Origin of the sequence: Qipengyuania profundimaris (genome assembly GCF_030717945.1) — a bacterium.
Lineage (GTDB): Bacteria > Pseudomonadota > Alphaproteobacteria > Sphingomonadales > Sphingomonadaceae > Qipengyuania > Qipengyuania profundimaris.
Map to the genome: position 1 here is coordinate 2,614,940 of NZ_JAVAIM010000001.1, position 17,202 is coordinate 2,632,141.

Consider the following 17,202-nt stretch of genomic DNA (forward strand, 5'->3'; position numbering starts at 1 on the left):
TCTGCGACCGAGTATCAGAACGGCAGCCAGCGCTGCTTCTTGGAAAACTTCATATAGCCGGCATTCACGCCGAGCCGCAGTCCGGCGCCGACGCGGATGGGAATCAGCACGACGTCGCCCTTGCGCATGTAGCTCGCAGTGAGGCCGCCGACGACATAGGCCTGGCCTTCGCCCGCCGGGTAGCGCTCGTACAGCTCCTCGCTGTCCCACAAATTGTAGACAAGTACGAAGGTGCTGCCCGCGTTCGCGCCCGCGTCGAAGCCGATCGACGGGCCGGTCCAGTAAATGGGGCGTTCGCCCTCTACCTTGTGGAACAGCGTGCCCGAGCCATAACGCGCGCCGACGATGAACGCGCCGCCCGCCTCGCGCCCGACGATGTAGGCATTGGGCTCGCCTTGTTCGGCGAGAAGCTTCTGGATCATGTTGGCGACGCCTTGGGCGCCCTTGCCGAATACGCCTTCGGCTGCACCGATCAGATCGTCTTCGCGGTAGGTGGTGGAGCTGTCGTCCACTGCGGCGGTTTCGACGGCTTCGTCGGCGGCAGCCTCGGCGCTTTGTTCCGACCAGCTGTCTTGCTCGGGATAGCTATCCTCGGGCGCGGTTTCGTCGGGTGCCTGCGTGTAGGTGACCGCCCCGTCTTCCTGCTCGTCGGCATAGACCGGCGCCTCGCCCGGCTGTTCGACGAGGTCGCCGTCGATTGCGCTGTCGGGGTCGATCGTCTCGACCTGCGCCGAAAGCGGCGTTGCGGCCAGCCCGATGGCCGCCATGGCGAGGCCGAAGCGGGACAGATGTTGTGCTAGCGTGGTCATGTTTCCCTCCCTGTCGGCGCATGGCGCACGTACAGTCGATGTCGTAGAAGAATCCCCTTCAAGCAGCAGGGCAATGAAACGGCGATGAACCGAATCGAAAACGGGGCGAATCGAGTCGCCCGTAGGTCGAGATTCTTCCCTTGAAGGGGGCGAGGCCCATGGCTATAGCGCGCCCCTCGCCCGGCCAAGCTCCGGCCGGCGACATGCGGAGACGTGGGTGAGTGGCTGAAACCAGCTCCCTGCTAAGGAGCCATACCTGGTAACGGGTATCGAGGGTTCGAATCCCTCCGTCTCCGCCACCTATAAACCATTGATAGAGAACGATTTTATTGCTCGCGGAATGTCCCGCGGTTCTGCGCCATTCCGCGCGAAAGGTGGTCAGCCAGAGAGCGCATCGATACGCGTTTAGTAGCGAAACCGGCGAACATTCTCTGTGCCCTTATTCCGAGGTACCAGTTTCGCACTTCGGGACTATTGCCCAAACGAAGACGGGCGGCAGTCGCCCGCCACTCGTCAATCGCTCTTCTCGCCAGTCTATCGGCCGAGCAGAATCTTTTCCTGGTCACTCCACGCCAGCGGTAGATCGTTCAGACCGAGCAGCTTCTTCGCATCGAGATCGATAGGCTGTTTTCCGGTAACGATCGCCTCGACAATCTTCGGCGCCAAGAAGTTCAGCCGCACGACGCGAGAGGCGTAGGAGCTGGTCACCTGCTGCTCGCGCGCGAGCGCCGATACCGTCAGCTTGCGGTCCAGCATCATCTGCCACCATGCGCGTGCGAGATGGAGCAGCTTCAGCAGATGCGCCTGCGGCTCGCCCTTGGTCGACTTCGACAAGCCGTCTTGAACCAATCGAACAGCGCGACCACTGCGCCGGATGCTCGCGTCGATGGATATTATTGGCTTGGTCATCGCAGGCGAGGATGGCGCGATCGAAAGTAAGCCGAAAAGCTCGGTCGCAGCCAACTCTACCGATACCTGCGTCGGCGCGATGGTGATTTTTTCGATGCAACATCGCACCGCGGCTCGCTCCCGCTTTCTCAGCCTGGTCGCTAGGCTCGTCGCGCGATCACCGAGGCTCGCCACAATGTCAGGTGCCAGTTCGCCGCCAGCCTTCGCCAGCAAGCCGAGCGGCTGTTCGATCTCCTTTGCCACGGCCTCGCACACGACCTTCTCCAGCTCGAGCGCCGGAATGCGAAGGGTTCGCTGGCCTTCCGTAGCTTCGCCACGGTCGCCCTTCCCGATGTAGTAGCGGTAGCGCATAGCCCCCTTGGTCGCATGGCTCGCGAACAGCGCACTGCCTTCGCTGTCGAACACCTTCCCAGCCAGCAGACTGGGCGAGCTTACAGTACGCGTCTGCTGCTCACCTTGCGTATTGGCTTCGAGCTGCGCCTGCACTCGATCCCATATCTCGCGATCGACTATGGCGCCATGTTGGCCATCGTAGATCTCACCCTTGTGGCAGATCTTGCCGATGTAGATCGGGTTGGAGAGGATCTTGTAGATCTGCCCGCGCGTAAACGGCTTGCCGCCCAGCTTGCGGCCCGTGCCGGTCACGCGCTTGGGGACATGAATACCCTGCTCAGAGAGCTGTGCGGCGAGCAGCCGGACGTTGCGGATCTCCAGGTAGCGATCGAAGATGTTGCGGATGAAAGCGGCGTGCTTATTATCGATCGCCAGCGTTCCGCCGTTTGCCTCGTAGCCGAGCGGCACCACGCCGCCCATCCACATGCCCTTCGCCTTGGAGGCAGCGATCTTGTCGCGAATGCGCTCGGCGGTCACCTCGCGCTCGAACTGCGCGAAGGAGAGCAGCATGTTGAGGGTCAGCCGCCCCATGCTGGTGGTAGTGTTGAACGACTGCGTCACCGACACGAAGCTGACCTCTGCCTTGTCCATCGCTTCGACCAGCTTCGCGAAATCAAGTAGCGAGCGTGTCAGCCGGTCGACCTTGTAGACCACCACGATGTCGATTTTGCCCGCCGCGATGTCTGCAAGCAGCCGCTGGAGCGCGGGACGCTCGAGTGTTCCTCCCGATATACCGCCATCATCGTAGATTTCGGCAAGTTGCGACCAGCCCTTCGAGGCCTGGCTGAGAATGTAGGCAGCACAGGCCTCTCGCTGGGCATCGAGCGAGTTGAAGTCTTGCTGCAAACCCTCTTCGCTCGACTTGCGGGTATAGATCGCACAGCGAACCTTGTTCATGCTGCCCTCGCCTTTGTCTTCAAGCCGAAGAAAGCCGGACCCGACCAGCGCGTGCCGGTGATCGCGCGAGCCACTTCGCTCAAGGAACGCCATTGCCGCTCGTTCCAGATGATCTCACCTTGCTCTCCGATCGCGACCACGTGAAGCTTGCCGCCGTACTCGCGCGCAAGGCGCATGCCTGGCCGGAGGTCCTGCGTGATCGTCTTCCCGCTCGCAGCCTGATCGAGCCGCTGCCTGATCTTGCGCGGCAGGCTGCGCCCCGCCTTGGATTGCAGCTCGTAAGCCACTGCCAGCCGCAGCGTCTGCGCGCTGGCCTTCGGGATGGGCCGACCGGTGAGCTTCGCCCACCGATCGCCAAGTGCCGGCTTGTCCATCGCTGCAACGGCAGCGAGCTCATCGAACAGCTCCGCCATCTTCAGGCGCTCTTCGTGATGCGATAGCAGGAGACCTCGCCGCGCTTGTCGCGCTCGATCGTGTGCCCCTTCTTCTTAAGCCCGGTCATTGCCGCGCGGGTCGTATGCGGCAGCCAGCCGGTCGCCTTCACCAGCTCGTCGAGCGTTGCACCCTGCTTGCGCTTTCAGGAGCGCGATGACCTTGTCTATCTTGGTCTCGCGCTTGGCGTTTGCTGCTGTGTCGGTCTGCTTGGTCATGGGTGGCTCTCCTTGTGGTAAGCGGCACCATGCCGCCTATCACCACCCAAGACCCCGGCTCGCGCGCTGCGTCGGCGTAATAGCCCGCCTTCAAGGGCCGCGATTCACTGACGGCACCAAGGCTTGCTTTGTCCGCGAAGTCGAATGGAAAGTGGGGAATGTCGCGAATGTCCGCTTTGCGCCCCATCCAAGACGTACCGATTCAAGATCTTAGTACCTGAAAGCAGACATTCTTCGAGGCCATTCCGGCCAAGGAGAATGACAATGACGTTTTCACACTTTGATCCTGCTGCCCAAAACCGGGTGCCGTGGAACTTTGGAGCGAAGATTGGGCCCAAGCGACCGTTCAATCAAAAGCAGATATGGGCAATACGCTTCTACCTTGATCGCGAGAAACGCATTCGCGATCGAGCGCTGTTCGACTTGGCGATCGATAGCAAGCTGCGAGGTTGCGATCTCGTTGAGTTGAAGATCGGCGATCTGGTCAGTGGGCCAGAGATCAGGACACGAGCCACCATTACTCAGCGCAAGACGGGGCGGCCTGTTCAATTCGAGATCGCAAAAAACGCGAGAAACAGCCTGTTCGCCTGGCTAGAACTGAGAGGCGGTGACGTCGAGGACTTTGTGTTTCCGAGCCGCGTCGATCACACTCGTCACCTAAGCACGCGCCAGTACGCCCGACTTGTTAACGAATGGGTCGGGGCGATTGGACTGCGGCCCGAGGAGTATGGACCTCACTCGCTCCGTCGAACCAAGGTTTCGATCATCTACAAGGCAACTGGCAACATCAGGGCGATCCAGATTTTGCTCGGCCATTCGAAGATTGAGAACACCGTCCGATACCTTGGTGTCGATATAGAAGACGCGCTAACCTTGGCTGAAAGAACGGAGATTTGACTACTGGTCTTAACGCGGATCTTGGGCGACCGTAAAGAAGGCCTCCGCCCCTGCAATGGAGCGGAGGCCTAAAGTCGAGGTTGGCACTACGAACGCCGCAGTGCCGCCCTTCGGGTCGCCTTTGTGCAGGGCTGCTGCTGTCTGAAAACTTGCTAAGGCATACTGCGTTCGCCCGACGGGTTGCAGCGCTCGGAAAGCGCCAGCTCAACTCGGGAACGTCCCTCGTCGCTCGCAATCGCCAGATCGATGGGGCGTCCGCCCAGATCATCGTGATGTGCGTTCATGAATTCTATCGCCGCTTCCCTCCCAAGAAGCATCATCGCCATGCGAGTGGTTTCGCCTTGGCGACGCGAAGCTGCGGGCGTCAGGCGAATGCTCGGCTTGGGACGCCTCACAGCGGGCACCGTGATATAGGGAAAATTACGGCTAAGGTCGGACAGGCCAAGATTTGCTCCTCTTCAAAAGCGGGAGCACAAACCGGTCTCTCAGTCGCAGATGCTAGATGTTCCCTGCGATGAGCAGCTTCCTACCATAGCATCGGATGCATGTATTGCAATTTCTTGCCGCCCGTTTTTTGCGGATTGCAAGCAAACTAATTGTGAGCCCAACCGGAACCGAGCCACGAGCTCCGGCGTTCGAGATATGTCGTTCCAAAAGGCGGAGGGGCTGTCCCAGAAGGAACGTGTCCCCATGCATTCTTCCGATGCCGTCATCCTCGTTGTCGAGGACGAAGTCCTGATCCGCATGGATGTCGTCGATCAATTGACCAGTCTTGGTTACAGCGTAATTGAAGCATCGACGGGACGCGAGGCGCTCGAAGCGCTCACGACAGGCGACGGGGTTTGTATCCTATTCACCGACGTCGACATGCCGGGAGACCTAGATGGCATCATGTTGGCGCATGAGGTTTCTCGGACACGGCCGGAGATCGGCATTATCGTTACGTCCGGCAAAACAGCGCTCGGTGAGGACGCGCTGCCCGAAGGTTCGAGATTTTATTCGAAGCCTTACATGCCAGCTACGGTCCACGCCGCGATACAGGAAATGCTACCCTGATAGGGTCAAAGCTGGAGCGGCCTATTCGGCAACCGACGCGCGCGGCAAGATAATCGTCACGCGAAGGCCATCAGCTCGCCAATCATAGTCGATTGTCGCACCGAGCTGGCGAATTGTCGATGCGACAAGGCGAGTGCCAAAATTCTGGCTCTCTGGAGCTGTGGTTGTGGGGCCTTCAGTCTCGGTCCACTCGATTTTCAGACCTTCCGCGGTTGGCAGCCAATCGATCGAAACCTTGCCAACCATATCCTTCAGGGCACCGTATTTGGTCGCATTGGTGGCGAGTTCATGAAACACCATGGCCAGTCCTGAAAGTGACTGGGCATCGACCGTCTGTTCATCGCCATTCAGGCTGATGCGATCATTTGCATCACCATACCCCAATGGTCCGAGAATTGTTGCGAGCAACGTACGGATTGCTGTCATTTCATCCGAACGCCCGGCCGCATTGCGAACAATTATGAGATCTTGAGCGGACGCAATCGCTCGAAGCTTTCCGTTGACTTTGTCTGCCAGGTCCCGGGCGCTCAGCGCCGCCGGCACGTTCAGGTTGATAAGGCTCTGCGCGAGGGCGAAGGCGTTTTTCACGCGATGCTGAAGTTCTTCCAGAACGAGCGCCTTGGCCTCTTCGGCGCGGTTGCGCATCCGCTCTAGGCGCATCCGCTCGACGGCGATCGATGTTGTGAGCGCGATCGCTTCGATGATAGCCCGATCAAAGTCGGAGGGTTGCCGGGGTTCGGAATAGTAATTCGCAAAAGTGCCGAGCACGCTACCGTCGCCTGCCTTGATCGGCACCGACCAGCAAGCGCCCAGACCATGCGATAGTGCCAGATCGCGAAAATCGACCCAGAGCGGATCGGTAGCGATGTCTTCGACGAAGATAGCTTGGCCAGTCGCGGCGGCAGTGCCGCAGGACCCCTCCCCGTCTCCTATCGCCATCCCTTCGATCGCCGCATTGTATTCGTCGGGAAGGCTGGGAGCGCCACCCAGTTCGAGATGCTGCCCGTCTTCTGTCAGCAAAAGGATCGAGGCCAGCATGCCGTCCCCGGTCTGTTCTTCGGCGAGGCGAATTATGTCGCAGAGTATGGCTTCGCGGTCGCCCCCAAGCGCCACACGACCAAGTATCTGCTGCTGGCGACGCCAGACCTCTGCGAGATACTCTTCTGTCAATGGGTCGGAAGGGGCCGAGAGAGGATTATCGGTCTGCAACTTTTCGATGACCGACTCCAATCAAGTTTGAGGCAGGCTTACACGATTAAGCGAGTTAGCCGGTGATATCAAGCGCGTGGGCTTGGATCACGGGCTGTTTGCCTTTCCGGTTCCAACATCTCGGAACTTTGGAGTGCCCGCGCCAAACGAGCTTTCTCGCGCCCCTTTTCCATTCTTAGAGTGCGGTCGGCCATCTCGCGCCACGCAGCTTCAGACCGAAGTGCGCGAAGCCTGGCGTTCTCCAGTGTAGCCTCGCCGGCCTCTATGGCAGCCGCGTCTGCTTGCGCGGTCTGAAAATCATAGTTCTGGGACATTACCGTCACTCCTTAAAGTCGAAAAAGGGGAGCTCCGGACCGCATTTGCATGCAATCCGGAGCCAGAAACCTCTCAATCGGCGGCGGACAGGTTCACGGCGCTGGCCTGGCCATTGCTGCCAGTCTCGACCTCGTAATTGAGGCGCTGGTCCTTATCGAGCGTTGTCATGCCCGCCGCTTGGACCGCGGAGATGTGCACGAAGCTGTCGGCGGAGCCGTCATCGGGCTGGATGAAGCCATAGCCCTTGTCGCCAATGAAGAATTTTACTGTACCGGTAGTCATATTCGTTTCCTTTCAAGAAACGGTCGTGTTCGGCGCGCGAGATTGCGAGCCGGGGTCGTGCGTCAAGTCGTCAATTGAAAGGAGGTCGTCATATCCAAGGCGGAAAAATCGGAATATTCCGGTTTCCTAACCAGATGTCGATATCCGTCGAAATTTAACGCGAGCAGATTTGGTCGGGCATTCTTCTTGCGAACTATAAGGTCGCTTCGGAGCCCGCTTTCGTCAGAACCAAATTGGCAAACTGGGCTTTGCTCCAGGCACAGGCTGCGGCGGCGCCGAGTCCATGCTGGAAATCGCTGATACGACCTGCGATGTGTGAAGCGTTCGCAAGTTTTGCCAGGCGGTCGTCATCGTTTGCGGCACCATCGGCACCCATGAGGGCTCGCTGGTGCTCGGCATATTGCAGGTTCAGGTCCATGTCAGTTCTCCGGATGTGGCGGGAATGCTGATGCATGGCCGCGGGTAATGATTGTCACCTAGTCGATCATAGTGGCGACGAGACGTCGCAACTCGGCGGTCGGCATATGACTGAATTTTGTCCGGTCACGGTCCGCGCCATTTGCATGTATCTCGCCATAGCGCGGCGAAAGTTTGGGGCGCGACGTATCGCGCAGGTTCATTGCATTCATTTTTCTTATGTTCGGCAGGTTCTTCCCGCCGCCTTCTTGAAAGTCTCAGCGCCTGTATCCGCGCTTGCGAGCACCGGCGGGTCCTTGCCCGGGTGTTCGTTCGCGAAAGACGATCCGGCCCTTGGTCAGATCATAGGGCGTCAATTCGACATGTACGCGGTCTCCAACGACCGAGCGGATACGGTAACGACGCATCTTCCCTGCTGTGTAGCAGATCAGACGATGCTCATTATCGAGAGTGACGCCGAAGCGGCCATCGGGCAGGATCTCGTTGATCTCGCCCTCCATCACAATGAGCTCCTTCTACGCCAATACATCATCCTCGCGTACGAAAAATCATCCGCGCGGACGAATTCCGCTGCGGAGCCAGGTAGGATGAAATGGAAGTGGTGCCGATCTCGCGCTTGGGCGCTCATTGCGGCAATCATAATCCGTCGCAAACGAAGTTAGGCAATATCTATATAGCAGCGTGCAAAAAAATTACAATGGTGCTGGTCAAATGGTTTGGAAATTGTCGCATGTGTTGACGTGACCCGCTCTGACCGGATCGCACTCATCGAGCTTCAGACTGACGCCGATGCTCGGCCAGCGCATCCTCCAGACTGGAATATCTGTATGGGCCGACACGGTATTGGGTGACAGTCACCGCAGTGACTCCTTCGGGCAATACAGGCGATGGAATGGGTTTGACCGAGCCACCCTCGTTTTCCCACTCGTTTGTCGCCTGAGCCTTGCTGACTCGCGCTTCGGGAACCGGGCTCATAGTTATTGGAACCTTCCCGATGGCAGCTGATCCCCTCGCATGCGAATCCAGGGCGGAAGAGCCGAGGTTCGAGCTGCCCGGATACGCTTTTCATAGTAGCCGACCAGATCAAAATAGGTCTTCCGATCTTCCAACGAGCCCGGCCGAGCCGCATTGGTCTTCGCAAGCTCGTAATTAAAAATCAGCTGATCGAGCGTCATGGCGAACTCCTCTCGCACCGTACAGAAATGGCAGCCGAGGTTTCTAGGCCCCGGCTGGCTTTCACAAGCTAGCCCTGCTGGGAGCGCGCCTGTTCCTCCTGTACGCTCTCAGCTTCGCCCTGCTGCGGCTGCAGGTTGATGGCCCGCTTGTTTCCGCCGTCGACTTCGCTGGTGTCGTAACCGTAGCGCTGATCGACGCTGGGCTCCTGTGCTTCCTGCTGCAGATCCTTCCGACCGAACGGCAGCGCGTCGCCGCCCTTATCCGGGGTGATCATGCCGGTGCCCTTGCCACTGTCGTAGCTCTTGATCTTGCCGAAATGTGTCATGTCATGTCCTTCAGTTTGAATGCAGCGCGCCAGAATTGGACCGGCTGCGACTAAGAGGCGAAACTGAAGGAGGTGGCTTCTGGAAACTGGAAGCCTAAGACCGTCGATTGCGACTGGTAGCTTAGCTCAAGATGGGAAGTCATTGTTGGCATACAAGCCTAAACTGAAAACAGATTAGTAGCGAAGGTCAGCAAGAAGATGCCAAAGGATCGACGTGCGCTTCTGGGGCGCTCGCCGACAAGAGCTGCCAGTCCGCTACCGGCCCCAAAAAGACCGCCTTACTGCTCTTGCCAAAATACCGCTTCATTCTTGAGGGCCTGTTCGAGTCTTGAGCCCCCTCCGGGGTTAACTGTCCAGCCCGGCATACAAGCCGATGCGCACGGCATCCGCGACCGACTGAGCGTTGAGCCGTCCCATCATGTTGGCCCTGTGAATTTCAACCGTCCGAGGGCTTATTCCGAGACGTCGTGCAATCTCCTTGTTCGAGGCACCATCAACAAGACCTTTGAGCACGTCCATCTCGCGTCCAGTCAGGAGCCCGATGACCTTCCGCGCTTCAGCGCGCCGCCTTTCCCTTCGGCCCCTGCGCGCTCCAACCTCGACAAGCCGCCTCACCGCATCGATCAAAGCGTCTGTGGAGCATGGCCATTCCAAATAGTCCAACACAACGTTTGACATGGCTTCGACGATCTTCCGCGGCGTAGGCGCAGATGAAAACATGCCGACAGGCAGATATCCCGTTTCCATCTGCATGACCTCGAGCGCCGGTTTCAGGTCGGCTCTGCGTGGATCGTCGCTGATCAGAACGACGCCTCGAGAGGGTCTGCGGTCGATCAGTTCCTCAAGATTTCCATAGATCTCCGCATGAATCTGGCTCCCGTATAATTGGAAAGCCATCTTTGCGCGGCGCGCAGAATCCTGGTCGACGATATGGACGTAGGTTGCATCGCTCATCGATCACGATTCTCGCTACCGTCCATCATCGCAAGGAACCGCCGGGCGTCCCAGCCTTCCCGGATTACAAACTCCCGGTCGAGCAACCGATGAAGGTCCAGCTCCTCCATTGGTGTGGCAAACAGGTAGCCCTGTCCGAACGAGCAGCCGAGCGCCTGCATCATCCCGCGCTCGGCCTCGGTTTCAATTCCCTCCGCCAACACCCGGATGTCGAGCGCCGCGCCAAGCTTCACCACGGCCTCCACGATCACTCGTTTTGCAGCGCTATTGGCGACATCGTGAACAAAGCTCCGATCGATCTTGATCTCACTGATCGGGAATTTTTCCAGGTAACGAAGGCTTGAATAGCCGGTGCCAAAGTCATCGATGGATATGCCGACACCGAGCTGACGCAGGTCACCGAACACGCGCCGAATATATTCCGGCTGCCCGACCATTAGGTTCTCGGTGAGTTCAAGCGTCAGCCATTGCGGTCGGCAACCAGCTTCAGCCAGTACCCGCTCCACAAATTGCACCATGTCGCGCTGCATGAATTCGAGTACTGAGACGTTGAACGCGAAGCGGATTGGCTCCGAACGGCCTCGATTCACTGTCGCAGCATACGTTGCGAGAGTGCGCAGCCCCCACGCACCGATCTCCAGAATTGCGCCGGTGTCTTCCGCTATACCGATAAATCGCGCGGGGGGTTGAATGCCAAACGAACCATGGTCCCATCGCAGCAACGCCTCGGCGCCTACAATCTTCCCCGAGGTGAGGTCGAACTGTGGCTGATAGTGAAGCACAAGTTCCTGATTTAACCTTGCATTCTGCAACTCGCTGCCGAGCCTGATGCGGTTGCGCGCATCGCGCTCGTCGGAGACGGCAAAGGAATGCGGCGGATGGGTCGGCTCGGCCTTCGAGCGTTGGAGCCCCGCGCCCGCCTGACGAGCGAGCTGAAGCGGATCGACGTCGTGGGCGTCGATCGCATAGCCAGCGGCGAACTGCACGACAATCGATGCGGCGGGAAGGACGTAAGGCGGCCTCAGCAGGTCAAGGACGTCGCTGACACACGCGTTCGCGCAGTCGTCATCCTCCACCGACAGGGCAAGGGCAAATGTGTCGGTGGCGACACGCGATATCGCAATCGCAGGCAAAGTCGCCAGCCGAGCTGCGGTCGCACGAAGCAACGCGTCGCCCAGGTCGTAACCGAAGCCGATATTGACGTCATGAAAGCGAAGGATGTCGACCTTGATCAACAGCAATTTGGACGCGGCAGGAACGTTCGCGGCCGCGATCCTGTCGAGCAGGCCGTAGCGGTCGAGCAAGCCGGTAAGTCGGTCGACCCCGGCTTCGTGGGTCACGTCGCGGATCAGTCCCACACAATGGGTTGCGTTGCCCGCCCTGTCGCGAACCGGAAGCAGACGCAATGCATTGCGGAACATGGTCCCGTCGCGCCTGTAGTTCCGCAAGGTTACCGAGGCTGCTCGCCCCTCTTCGAGAGCCTTGCGTATGTCGGCTATTTCCGGCTGCAAGCGGTCGCTGCCCTGAAGGTATCGGCAATTCTTGCCGATCGCCTCGGCTGCAGAATAGCCTGTTAAGGTTTCAAAGGCGCGATTGACGTGGATGATGGGATGGCCGCGCGCGGCCATGTCGGCAATCAGAACGCCATCGCTGCTATTCTCGAACCCGAGCGCTATCGCTTCGGGTGGTATGGCTGGCTGCTCCGCGCGTGCCGACCGGAAGCGCCATCGCTTGCGGTCATGCATGGCAGGGATCCGGCAAGCTTGGCGGAAAGTTGTCGTACGTCATTGAGAACGGCAAATGCCGCCTCGTTTCACTCCCCTCAACGCCGGCGACGCGACACTTCAGGACAAAACGGAGTCATCCTCGTCGTTGCCATCGTCGTCACGTCGCGTCGTCTGGAACCGGTTGCGATATTCCATCGGCATAACGCCGATCCTGCGCCGGAATGCCCGCCGAAGCGTCACCGTCGATCCGAAACCGGCGAGATAAGCGATCTGCTTGATCGGCAACTCGCTATCCTCCAGCAGGCGTCGGGCGATATCGATCCTCGTCAGTTCCACATAGGTGGCGAGGCTCGTGCCCAGCTCAGCGCGGAACAGCCGTGACAAATGACGTGGGCTTACCCGTGCAACGTCGGCAAGTGCATCGAGCGACAGATCCGCTCGCGCATTTTCGAGGATATGCAGACGGACTTTGCCGATCGGAGTGGAAGTGGCCATTTGCGCGGTCAAAACGTCGCTAAACTGCGATTGGCCGCCGGGACGCTGAAGGAAGACCACCAGTCTGCGCGCCACCCAGAGTGCCACATCGCGACCGTGATCCTCCTCGATCAGCGAAAAAGCGAGGTCGATGGCGGCCGATACCCCAGCCGAACTGAAAACAGGCCCATCGCGGACGAAGATGCGGTCGGGCTCGAGGTGAATATCGGGGAATTCCTCGGCAAGGAGTTCAGCATATTGCCAGTGGGTCGTCGCGCGGCGTCCCTTCAGCAATCCGGCATGGGCGAGCAGGAATGCGCCCGTGCATGTCGAGCCATAACGTCTCGCATCCTGAGCCTGCCCGCGCAGCCAACGCGCAACGTCGTCGTTCGGAGGTTCCGGCACACCGTAGGGCCCAACGACGATCAAGGTATCGCACAGAGCGGTTGCATCTCGGATACCGGCATCAGGAACGTATTTGACGCCCGAGGCGCTTTCTTCAACGATTCCGAGATCTGTCACCAGCTGGACGTTATAAGGTTGGCCGGACGCAATCTTGCAGTTTGCCTCGAACATCGCGTCGCGCAGGCCCGCGATCTCCAGCAAATGGACGTTGCTTGGCGCGAAGATCGTGATGAGCATGGTGGATTTTCCACTCTGCGGCGTCCATCGCCTCAATGCCCGTTGATCGCTCCATCCTATAAGCCTTGCCGATCCGAATGACCAGAAGCGTGTTCCTGCCCACGCGAAGGCGGTCCGGCGTTACCCACCATATTTCCAGTTTCGGACAGCTTCGTCGAAGAAATTCCTTCCTTGAGAAGAGAGGAGCGGCCCCACTCAATTTTGCGGATGGGGTAGCCGCTCCCTTCATCATGATGCTTGCGTCCGAATTCTCCGGTCACGGTCAGCTCATGCCTCGAGGCCACCATTGGTATCGGAAATATCGCTTCGGGGTATCGCCTTAGCGGAACTGCAGCTCCCCGTGATTCCGTGATTGAAAGCAGACTGTCTGCATCCGGCCCCAGCTGCGACATCGAGAGCGTTACCTCTTCGGCCATTCGGGCCGAGGAGAAATGCAATGGGATACTCACGTTTTGATGCAGCAACGCGGCATCGTCCGGCTTGGAACGATGGCAAGAATGTCGGAACGAAGCGGCCACTGACACAGAAGCAGATCTGGGCGATCCGCTTTCATCTCGATCGCGAGGGACGCCTAAGGGACAAAACGCTTTTCGACCTCGCCATCGATAGCAAGCTGCGCGGCTGCGACCTTGTGAAGATCAAGATCGGTGACGTGGTCGCAGGTGCCGATATTCGCAATCGCGCAACCGTCATCCAGCAAAAGACAAATCGTCCGGTGCAGTTTGAACTCACCGCCGACGTTCGAGCCACATTGCTAGCGTGGCTGGAACGCCGAGGTGGCTCTACAAGCGATCACCTATTTCCAAGCCGTGTCGATCCAGCTGGCCATATGAGCACGCGCCAGTATGCACGCTTGGTCGATGAGTGGGTGACGGCGATCGGCTTGCGAAAAGCCGAATATGGCACATACTCTCTCCGGAGAACGAAAGCCGCGATGATCTATCCGGCCACCGGCAACATTCGAGCTATCCAGATCTTGCTGGGTCACACGAAGATCGAGAACACGGTCCGCTATCTAGGCGTCGATGTCGAAGATGCTTTGCTTCTATCAGAGCGAACTGAGATCTGACTTGTCGAGCGGTCGACCGTCGAACCTCGGTCGACCGCTTCGAGCATTTGCGACGCGCGGTCGGACGGCCGAAATTGGGGCAGTTAGCCGTCACAACGCTGCAATCCGCTCTCCTACCCACCAAGATTACCGTCATTCCCAAGAAATGACCCCATCAGCCGGTCGCCAGGATGCAGGTCTGATCAGCTGATCGTGAGCAATTTGAACGGACTTGATTTCAGCTTCGATTTGCCGCCGCCAATGCGCAAGAAAATCGAACAGGACGGGGAAATCCGGTGCGGCGTCGTATTCCTGCCAGGCGAAGATCTGGATCAACGACGGGTGGTCAGGCCGGAAATAGCAGATCTCAGCTGTCGTAAGCCCGTATCCATCGAGTTGGGCGAGAAACGCACGATCCGTCATGAAGAGCCTCGCCCTTCTTCCCCCTTGTGTATCCGGCTCATGAAGCCGGAAGAGAGCCGTGTATTCCGGCGGGTCATACCCGCGGGAGGCGGGCCGCTGATTTTGGATCCTAGAACGCCGCAATCCAGAGCCCATGTCGCGAGTTTCGCGTTCGCGACTTCAGGCTCGTAAGCGGGGTGTACCGATGTGTCGAATGGGTGCAGGTAACGGGAAAATGGCCGCGACATCTGTTGCCTCCTTTCTCAACGCCGCAGATTGCAGTCTCCTGATTCGTATCGTCGGATAATCTGCGACGCCCTCTATCGCGCGCGAAGATTTCTAGCGGCGAACGGTGCATATTTGTCGACAATCCGTTCTTGAAGCGGGCCCTCCCAAAATTAGATCGCGATTGTCTCTTGCCGGAAAATACCGGGGGAGGCGCGCTAAGTCATATCGCTTTGTAATGGAGGTTATGCATGCATTTCCGACCTTTGCACGATCGCGTGCTGGTTCGCCGTATCGAGGCCGAAGAAAAGACGGCCGGCGGCATTATCATCCCTGACACCGCCAAGGAAAAGCCGATGGAAGGCGAAGTCGTCGCCGTTGGCCCGGGTGCGCGTGACGATGCCGGGAAGCTGGTGGAACTCGCCGTCACGGCGGGCGACCGTATCCTGTTCGGCAAGTGGTCCGGCACCGAGGTGCGGATCGATGGCGAGGACCTGCTCATCATGAAGGAGAGCGACATCCTCGGCATCATCGAAACCACCGCCGAACTTAAGAAGGCGGCGTAAGCACAAAACGTTCAATCTTCTGTTCAACCGAAAGAAGCATAGAAAGGAGCAGGCCAGATGGCTGCGAAGGAAGTAAAATTTGCGTCGGATGCGCGTGATCGCATGCTCCGCGGCGTGGATACGCTTGCAAATGCGGTCAAGGTAACTCTCGGCCCCAAGGGCCGTAACGTCGTGATCGAAAAGAGCTTCGGCGCGCCGAGGATCACCAAGGACGGCGTCACCGTCGCCAAGGAAATCGAACTCAAGGACAAGTTCGAGAACATGGGCGCCCAGATGCTGCGCGAGGTCGCCAACAAGCAGAACGACAAGGCCGGTGATGGCACGACCACGGCCACCGTGCTGGCTCAGGCGATCGTGCGCGAAGGTGCCAAGGCGGTGGCTGCCGGCATGAACCCGATGGATCTCAAGCGCGGGATCGACCTCGCCGTCGGCACCGTGGTCAAGGACCTCGAGAGCCATGCCAAGAAGGTATCGGCCAATAGCGAGATCGCGCAGGTCGCGACCATTTCCGCCAATGGCGACGAAACTGTCGGCCGGATCCTCGCCGAAGCAATGGAGAAGGTCGGCAATGAAGGCGTCATCACGGTCGAGGAAGCCAAGAGCCTCGAAACCGAACTCGAAACGGTCGAAGGCATGCAGTTCGATCGAGGTTACCTGTCGCCGTATTTCGTGACCAATGCCGAGAAGCTGAAAGTCGAGCTCGAGGATCCCTACATCCTCATTCACGAGAAGAAGCTCTCGAACCTTCAGGCGCTCGTTCCGTTGCTCGAGCAGGTCGTCCAGTCGAGCCGTCCGCTCCTCATCATCGCAGAAGACGTTGAAGGAGAAGCGCTCGCGACGCTGGTGGTGAACAAGCTGCGCGGCGGGCTCAAGGTTGCCGCTGTCAAGGCGCCGGGCTTCGGCGATCGTCGCAAGGCGATGCTGCAGGACATCGCCATCCTGACTGGCGGCGAAGTGGTCAGCGAAGAACTCGGCACGAAGCTCGAAAACGTCTCGTTGTCGATGCTTGGCCGGGCCAAGAAAGTCATCATCGACAAGGACAATACGACTGTCGTCGACGGTGCCGGCGCGAAGGCCGATATCGAAGACCGGGTTGGCCAGATCCGCGCACAGATCGAAACCACGACCAGCGATTACGACCGCGAGAAGCTGCAGGAGCGTGTCGCGAAGCTGGCCGGCGGCGTGGCTGTCATCCGGGTTGGCGGCGCGACCGAAGTCGAGGTCAAGGAGCGCAAGGACCGGGTCGACGATGCGCTGCACGCTACTCGTGCTGCAGTCGAGGAAGGTATCCTTCCCGGCGGCGGCATCGCTCTTTTGCGTGCACTCAAGGCGCTTGATGGGCTGGAGGCCGCCAATGACGACCAGCAGTCGGGGATCGACATCGTCCGTCGCGCGCTGCGCGTTCCGGCACGCCAGATCGCCGATAATGCCGGCGAGGACGGTGCCTATATCGTCGGCAAGCTGCTCGAAGGCGGCGACTACAACCATGGCTTCAACGCCGCGACCGGCGAATATGAAGACTTGGTGAAGTCGGGCGTGATCGATCCTGCGAAGGTCGTGCGCACCGCGCTGCAGGATGCGGCTTCGGTCGCCTCCTTGCTGATCACCACCGAGGCTTTAGTGGCCGAGCTGCCCAAGGAAGATAGCGAGGCGCCGATGCCTTCGATGGATTTCTAAGGCGTCCCTTCACTTGGAACCCTACAGGCGCGCTCGCGAGGGCGCGCCTGTTTTTTGGCTCCAAGCCACTCAAATGTAGGTGGACAAAATTGGAGTGGGCCTGAAACCAGAAGCCAGTTTTTTAGTTAATCAAATGCCGGACGCCAAAACCG

General features: G+C 59.0%; 21 protein-coding genes and 1 tRNA gene. 6 read left to right on the top strand and 16 right to left on the bottom strand.

What is annotated here, in order from left to right:
* Nucleotides 1-14: 14 nt before the first annotated feature.
* On the bottom strand, nucleotides 15-809 hold the full coding sequence (locus Q9K02_RS12875) for a DUF1134 domain-containing protein (protein WP_305933253.1): 795 nt from the start codon (nucleotides 807-809) through the stop codon (nucleotides 15-17).
* A 207-nt stretch (nucleotides 810-1,016) separates the two neighbouring features.
* Between Q9K02_RS12875 and Q9K02_RS12880 the strand changes: the two genes are divergently transcribed.
* Nucleotides 1,017-1,108: transfer RNA gene (locus Q9K02_RS12880), tRNA-Ser, on the top strand.
* A gap of 235 nt (nucleotides 1,109-1,343) precedes the next feature.
* Here Q9K02_RS12880 and Q9K02_RS12885 read toward each other — a convergent pair.
* The 4 genes from Q9K02_RS12885 to Q9K02_RS12900 are packed head-to-tail and all read right to left on the bottom strand — an operon-like array spanning nucleotide 1,344 to nucleotide 3,658.
* The gene (locus tag Q9K02_RS12885; RefSeq protein ID WP_305933254.1) at nucleotides 1,344-3,008 is read right to left on the bottom strand and encodes a recombinase family protein; all 1,665 of its coding nucleotides are present in this window, start codon (nucleotides 3,006-3,008) and stop codon (nucleotides 1,344-1,346) included.
* Nucleotides 3,005-3,421 (bottom strand): DUF2924 domain-containing protein, encoded by a 417-nt coding sequence (locus Q9K02_RS12890; RefSeq protein ID WP_305933255.1) that lies wholly within the window; start codon nucleotides 3,419-3,421, stop codon nucleotides 3,005-3,007. The genes Q9K02_RS12885 and Q9K02_RS12890 overlap by 4 nt, the downstream gene beginning before the upstream one ends.
* Nucleotides 3,422-3,423: 2 nt before the next feature.
* Entirely contained in the window at nucleotides 3,424-3,552 is a 129-nt protein-coding gene (locus Q9K02_RS12895; RefSeq protein ID WP_305933256.1) for a DUF3489 domain-containing protein, read from the bottom strand.
* Entirely contained in the window at nucleotides 3,497-3,658 is a 162-nt protein-coding gene (locus Q9K02_RS12900; RefSeq protein WP_305933522.1) for a hypothetical protein, read from the bottom strand. The genes Q9K02_RS12895 and Q9K02_RS12900 overlap by 56 nt, the downstream gene beginning before the upstream one ends.
* Before the next feature lie 264 nt (nucleotides 3,659-3,922).
* Here Q9K02_RS12900 and Q9K02_RS12905 point away from each other — a divergent pair, with 264 nt between their 5' ends.
* Nucleotides 3,923-4,555: a tyrosine-type recombinase/integrase gene (locus tag Q9K02_RS12905; protein WP_305933257.1), complete on the top strand. Its 633-nt coding sequence runs from the start codon at nucleotides 3,923-3,925 to the stop codon at nucleotides 4,553-4,555.
* 152 nt (nucleotides 4,556-4,707) lie between these two features.
* On the opposite strand, the gene Q9K02_RS12910 is transcribed toward Q9K02_RS12905, so the two are convergent.
* Entirely contained in the window at nucleotides 4,708-4,881 is a 174-nt protein-coding gene (locus Q9K02_RS12910) for a hypothetical protein (protein ID WP_305933258.1), read from the bottom strand.
* Between the two features lie 364 nt (nucleotides 4,882-5,245).
* Between Q9K02_RS12910 and Q9K02_RS12915 the strand changes: the two genes are divergently transcribed.
* On the top strand, nucleotides 5,246-5,611 hold the full coding sequence (locus tag Q9K02_RS12915; protein ID WP_305933259.1) for a response regulator: 366 nt from the start codon (nucleotides 5,246-5,248) through the stop codon (nucleotides 5,609-5,611).
* A 21-nt stretch (nucleotides 5,612-5,632) separates the two neighbouring features.
* Here Q9K02_RS12915 and Q9K02_RS12920 read toward each other — a convergent pair whose 3' ends face one another.
* The 9 genes from Q9K02_RS12920 to Q9K02_RS12960 all read right to left on the bottom strand — a co-directional run bounded on the left by Q9K02_RS12920 (nucleotide 5,633) and on the right by Q9K02_RS12960 (nucleotide 13,132).
* Entirely contained in the window at nucleotides 5,633-6,841 is a 1,209-nt protein-coding gene (locus Q9K02_RS12920; protein WP_305933260.1) for a sensor histidine kinase, read from the bottom strand.
* Nucleotides 6,842-7,207: 366 nt separating this feature from the next.
* Entirely contained in the window at nucleotides 7,208-7,417 is a 210-nt protein-coding gene (locus Q9K02_RS12925) for a cold-shock protein (protein WP_305933261.1), read from the bottom strand.
* A gap of 193 nt (nucleotides 7,418-7,610) precedes the next feature.
* Complete coding sequence (locus tag Q9K02_RS12930) at nucleotides 7,611-7,835, bottom strand: hypothetical protein (RefSeq protein WP_305933262.1); 225 nt, start codon at nucleotides 7,833-7,835, stop codon at nucleotides 7,611-7,613.
* 256 nt (nucleotides 7,836-8,091) lie between these two features.
* Nucleotides 8,092-8,334: a translation initiation factor IF-1 gene (gene infA, locus Q9K02_RS12935; protein WP_305933263.1), complete on the bottom strand. Its 243-nt coding sequence runs from the start codon at nucleotides 8,332-8,334 to the stop codon at nucleotides 8,092-8,094.
* A gap of 477 nt (nucleotides 8,335-8,811) precedes the next feature.
* Complete coding sequence (locus tag Q9K02_RS12940; RefSeq protein ID WP_305933264.1) at nucleotides 8,812-9,009, bottom strand: hypothetical protein; 198 nt, start codon at nucleotides 9,007-9,009, stop codon at nucleotides 8,812-8,814.
* Between the two features lie 68 nt (nucleotides 9,010-9,077).
* Nucleotides 9,078-9,335, bottom strand: a complete 258-nt coding sequence (locus Q9K02_RS12945; RefSeq protein WP_305933265.1) for a cold-shock protein — start codon at nucleotides 9,333-9,335, stop codon at nucleotides 9,078-9,080.
* Between the two features lie 345 nt (nucleotides 9,336-9,680).
* Nucleotides 9,681-10,289: a response regulator transcription factor gene (locus tag Q9K02_RS12950; RefSeq protein WP_305933266.1), complete on the bottom strand. Its 609-nt coding sequence runs from the start codon at nucleotides 10,287-10,289 to the stop codon at nucleotides 9,681-9,683.
* Nucleotides 10,286-12,034 (bottom strand): putative bifunctional diguanylate cyclase/phosphodiesterase, encoded by a 1,749-nt coding sequence (locus Q9K02_RS12955; protein WP_305933267.1) that lies wholly within the window; start codon nucleotides 12,032-12,034, stop codon nucleotides 10,286-10,288. The genes Q9K02_RS12950 and Q9K02_RS12955 overlap by 4 nt, the downstream gene beginning before the upstream one ends.
* 99 nt (nucleotides 12,035-12,133) lie before the next feature.
* Nucleotides 12,134-13,132 carry a GlxA family transcriptional regulator gene (locus Q9K02_RS12960; protein WP_305933268.1) on the bottom strand — a complete coding sequence of 333 codons (999 nt, stop codon included), beginning with the start codon at nucleotides 13,130-13,132 and terminating at the stop codon, nucleotides 12,134-12,136.
* Nucleotides 13,133-13,568: 436 nt separating this feature from the next.
* Between Q9K02_RS12960 and Q9K02_RS12965 the strand changes: the two genes are divergently transcribed.
* Nucleotides 13,569-14,201 carry a tyrosine-type recombinase/integrase gene (locus Q9K02_RS12965; protein WP_305933269.1) on the top strand — a complete coding sequence of 211 codons (633 nt, stop codon included), beginning with the start codon at nucleotides 13,569-13,571 and terminating at the stop codon, nucleotides 14,199-14,201.
* A 132-nt stretch (nucleotides 14,202-14,333) separates the two neighbouring features.
* Here the strand turns inward: Q9K02_RS12965 and Q9K02_RS12970 are convergent, their stop codons facing one another.
* Nucleotides 14,334-14,603, bottom strand: coding sequence for an usg protein (locus Q9K02_RS12970; RefSeq protein WP_305933270.1), 270 nt, complete (start codon nucleotides 14,601-14,603; stop codon nucleotides 14,334-14,336).
* A gap of 455 nt (nucleotides 14,604-15,058) precedes the next feature.
* Here Q9K02_RS12970 and groES point away from each other — a divergent pair, with 455 nt between their 5' ends.
* Nucleotides 15,059-15,373, top strand: a complete 315-nt coding sequence (gene groES, locus Q9K02_RS12975) for a co-chaperone GroES (RefSeq protein ID WP_305933271.1) — start codon at nucleotides 15,059-15,061, stop codon at nucleotides 15,371-15,373.
* Between the two features lie 57 nt (nucleotides 15,374-15,430).
* Nucleotides 15,431-17,050: a chaperonin GroEL gene (gene groL / locus Q9K02_RS12980; protein WP_305933272.1), complete on the top strand. Its 1,620-nt coding sequence runs from the start codon at nucleotides 15,431-15,433 to the stop codon at nucleotides 17,048-17,050.
* The last annotated feature ends 152 nt before the right edge of the window (nucleotides 17,051-17,202 follow it).

Coding starts and splice junctions, on each gene's coding strand:
- Q9K02_RS12900 (WP_305933522.1), bottom strand. CDS start 3,658: ATGACCAAGCAGACCGACACAGCAGCAAACGCCAAGCGCGAGACCAAG.
- Q9K02_RS12890 (WP_305933255.1), bottom strand. CDS start 3,421: ATGGCGGAGCTGTTCGATGAGCTCGCTGCCGTTGCAGCGATGGACAAG.
- groL (WP_305933272.1), top strand. CDS start 15,431: ATGGCTGCGAAGGAAGTAAAATTTGCGTCGGATGCGCGTGATCGCATG.
- Q9K02_RS12925 (WP_305933261.1), bottom strand. CDS start 7,417: ATGACTACCGGTACAGTAAAATTCTTCATTGGCGACAAGGGCTATGGC.
- Q9K02_RS12885 (WP_305933254.1), bottom strand. CDS start 3,008: ATGAACAAGGTTCGCTGTGCGATCTATACCCGCAAGTCGAGCGAAGAG.
- Q9K02_RS12905 (WP_305933257.1), top strand. CDS start 3,923: ATGACGTTTTCACACTTTGATCCTGCTGCCCAAAACCGGGTGCCGTGG.
- Q9K02_RS12955 (WP_305933267.1), bottom strand. CDS start 12,034: ATGCATGACCGCAAGCGATGGCGCTTCCGGTCGGCACGCGCGGAGCAG.
- Q9K02_RS12945 (WP_305933265.1), bottom strand. CDS start 9,335: ATGACACATTTCGGCAAGATCAAGAGCTACGACAGTGGCAAGGGCACC.
- Q9K02_RS12930 (WP_305933262.1), bottom strand. CDS start 7,835: ATGGACCTGAACCTGCAATATGCCGAGCACCAGCGAGCCCTCATGGGT.
- Q9K02_RS12960 (WP_305933268.1), bottom strand. CDS start 13,132: ATGCTCATCACGATCTTCGCGCCAAGCAACGTCCATTTGCTGGAGATC.
- Q9K02_RS12875 (WP_305933253.1), bottom strand. CDS start 809: ATGACCACGCTAGCACAACATCTGTCCCGCTTCGGCCTCGCCATGGCG.
- infA (WP_305933263.1), bottom strand. CDS start 8,334: ATGGAGGGCGAGATCAACGAGATCCTGCCCGATGGCCGCTTCGGCGTC.
- Q9K02_RS12915 (WP_305933259.1), top strand. CDS start 5,246: ATGCATTCTTCCGATGCCGTCATCCTCGTTGTCGAGGACGAAGTCCTG.
- Q9K02_RS12940 (WP_305933264.1), bottom strand. CDS start 9,009: ATGACGCTCGATCAGCTGATTTTTAATTACGAGCTTGCGAAGACCAAT.
- Q9K02_RS12970 (WP_305933270.1), bottom strand. CDS start 14,603: ATGACGGATCGTGCGTTTCTCGCCCAACTCGATGGATACGGGCTTACG.
- groES (WP_305933271.1), top strand. CDS start 15,059: ATGCATTTCCGACCTTTGCACGATCGCGTGCTGGTTCGCCGTATCGAG.
- Q9K02_RS12950 (WP_305933266.1), bottom strand. CDS start 10,289: ATGAGCGATGCAACCTACGTCCATATCGTCGACCAGGATTCTGCGCGC.
- Q9K02_RS12910 (WP_305933258.1), bottom strand. CDS start 4,881: ATGGCGATGATGCTTCTTGGGAGGGAAGCGGCGATAGAATTCATGAAC.
- Q9K02_RS12965 (WP_305933269.1), top strand. CDS start 13,569: ATGGGATACTCACGTTTTGATGCAGCAACGCGGCATCGTCCGGCTTGG.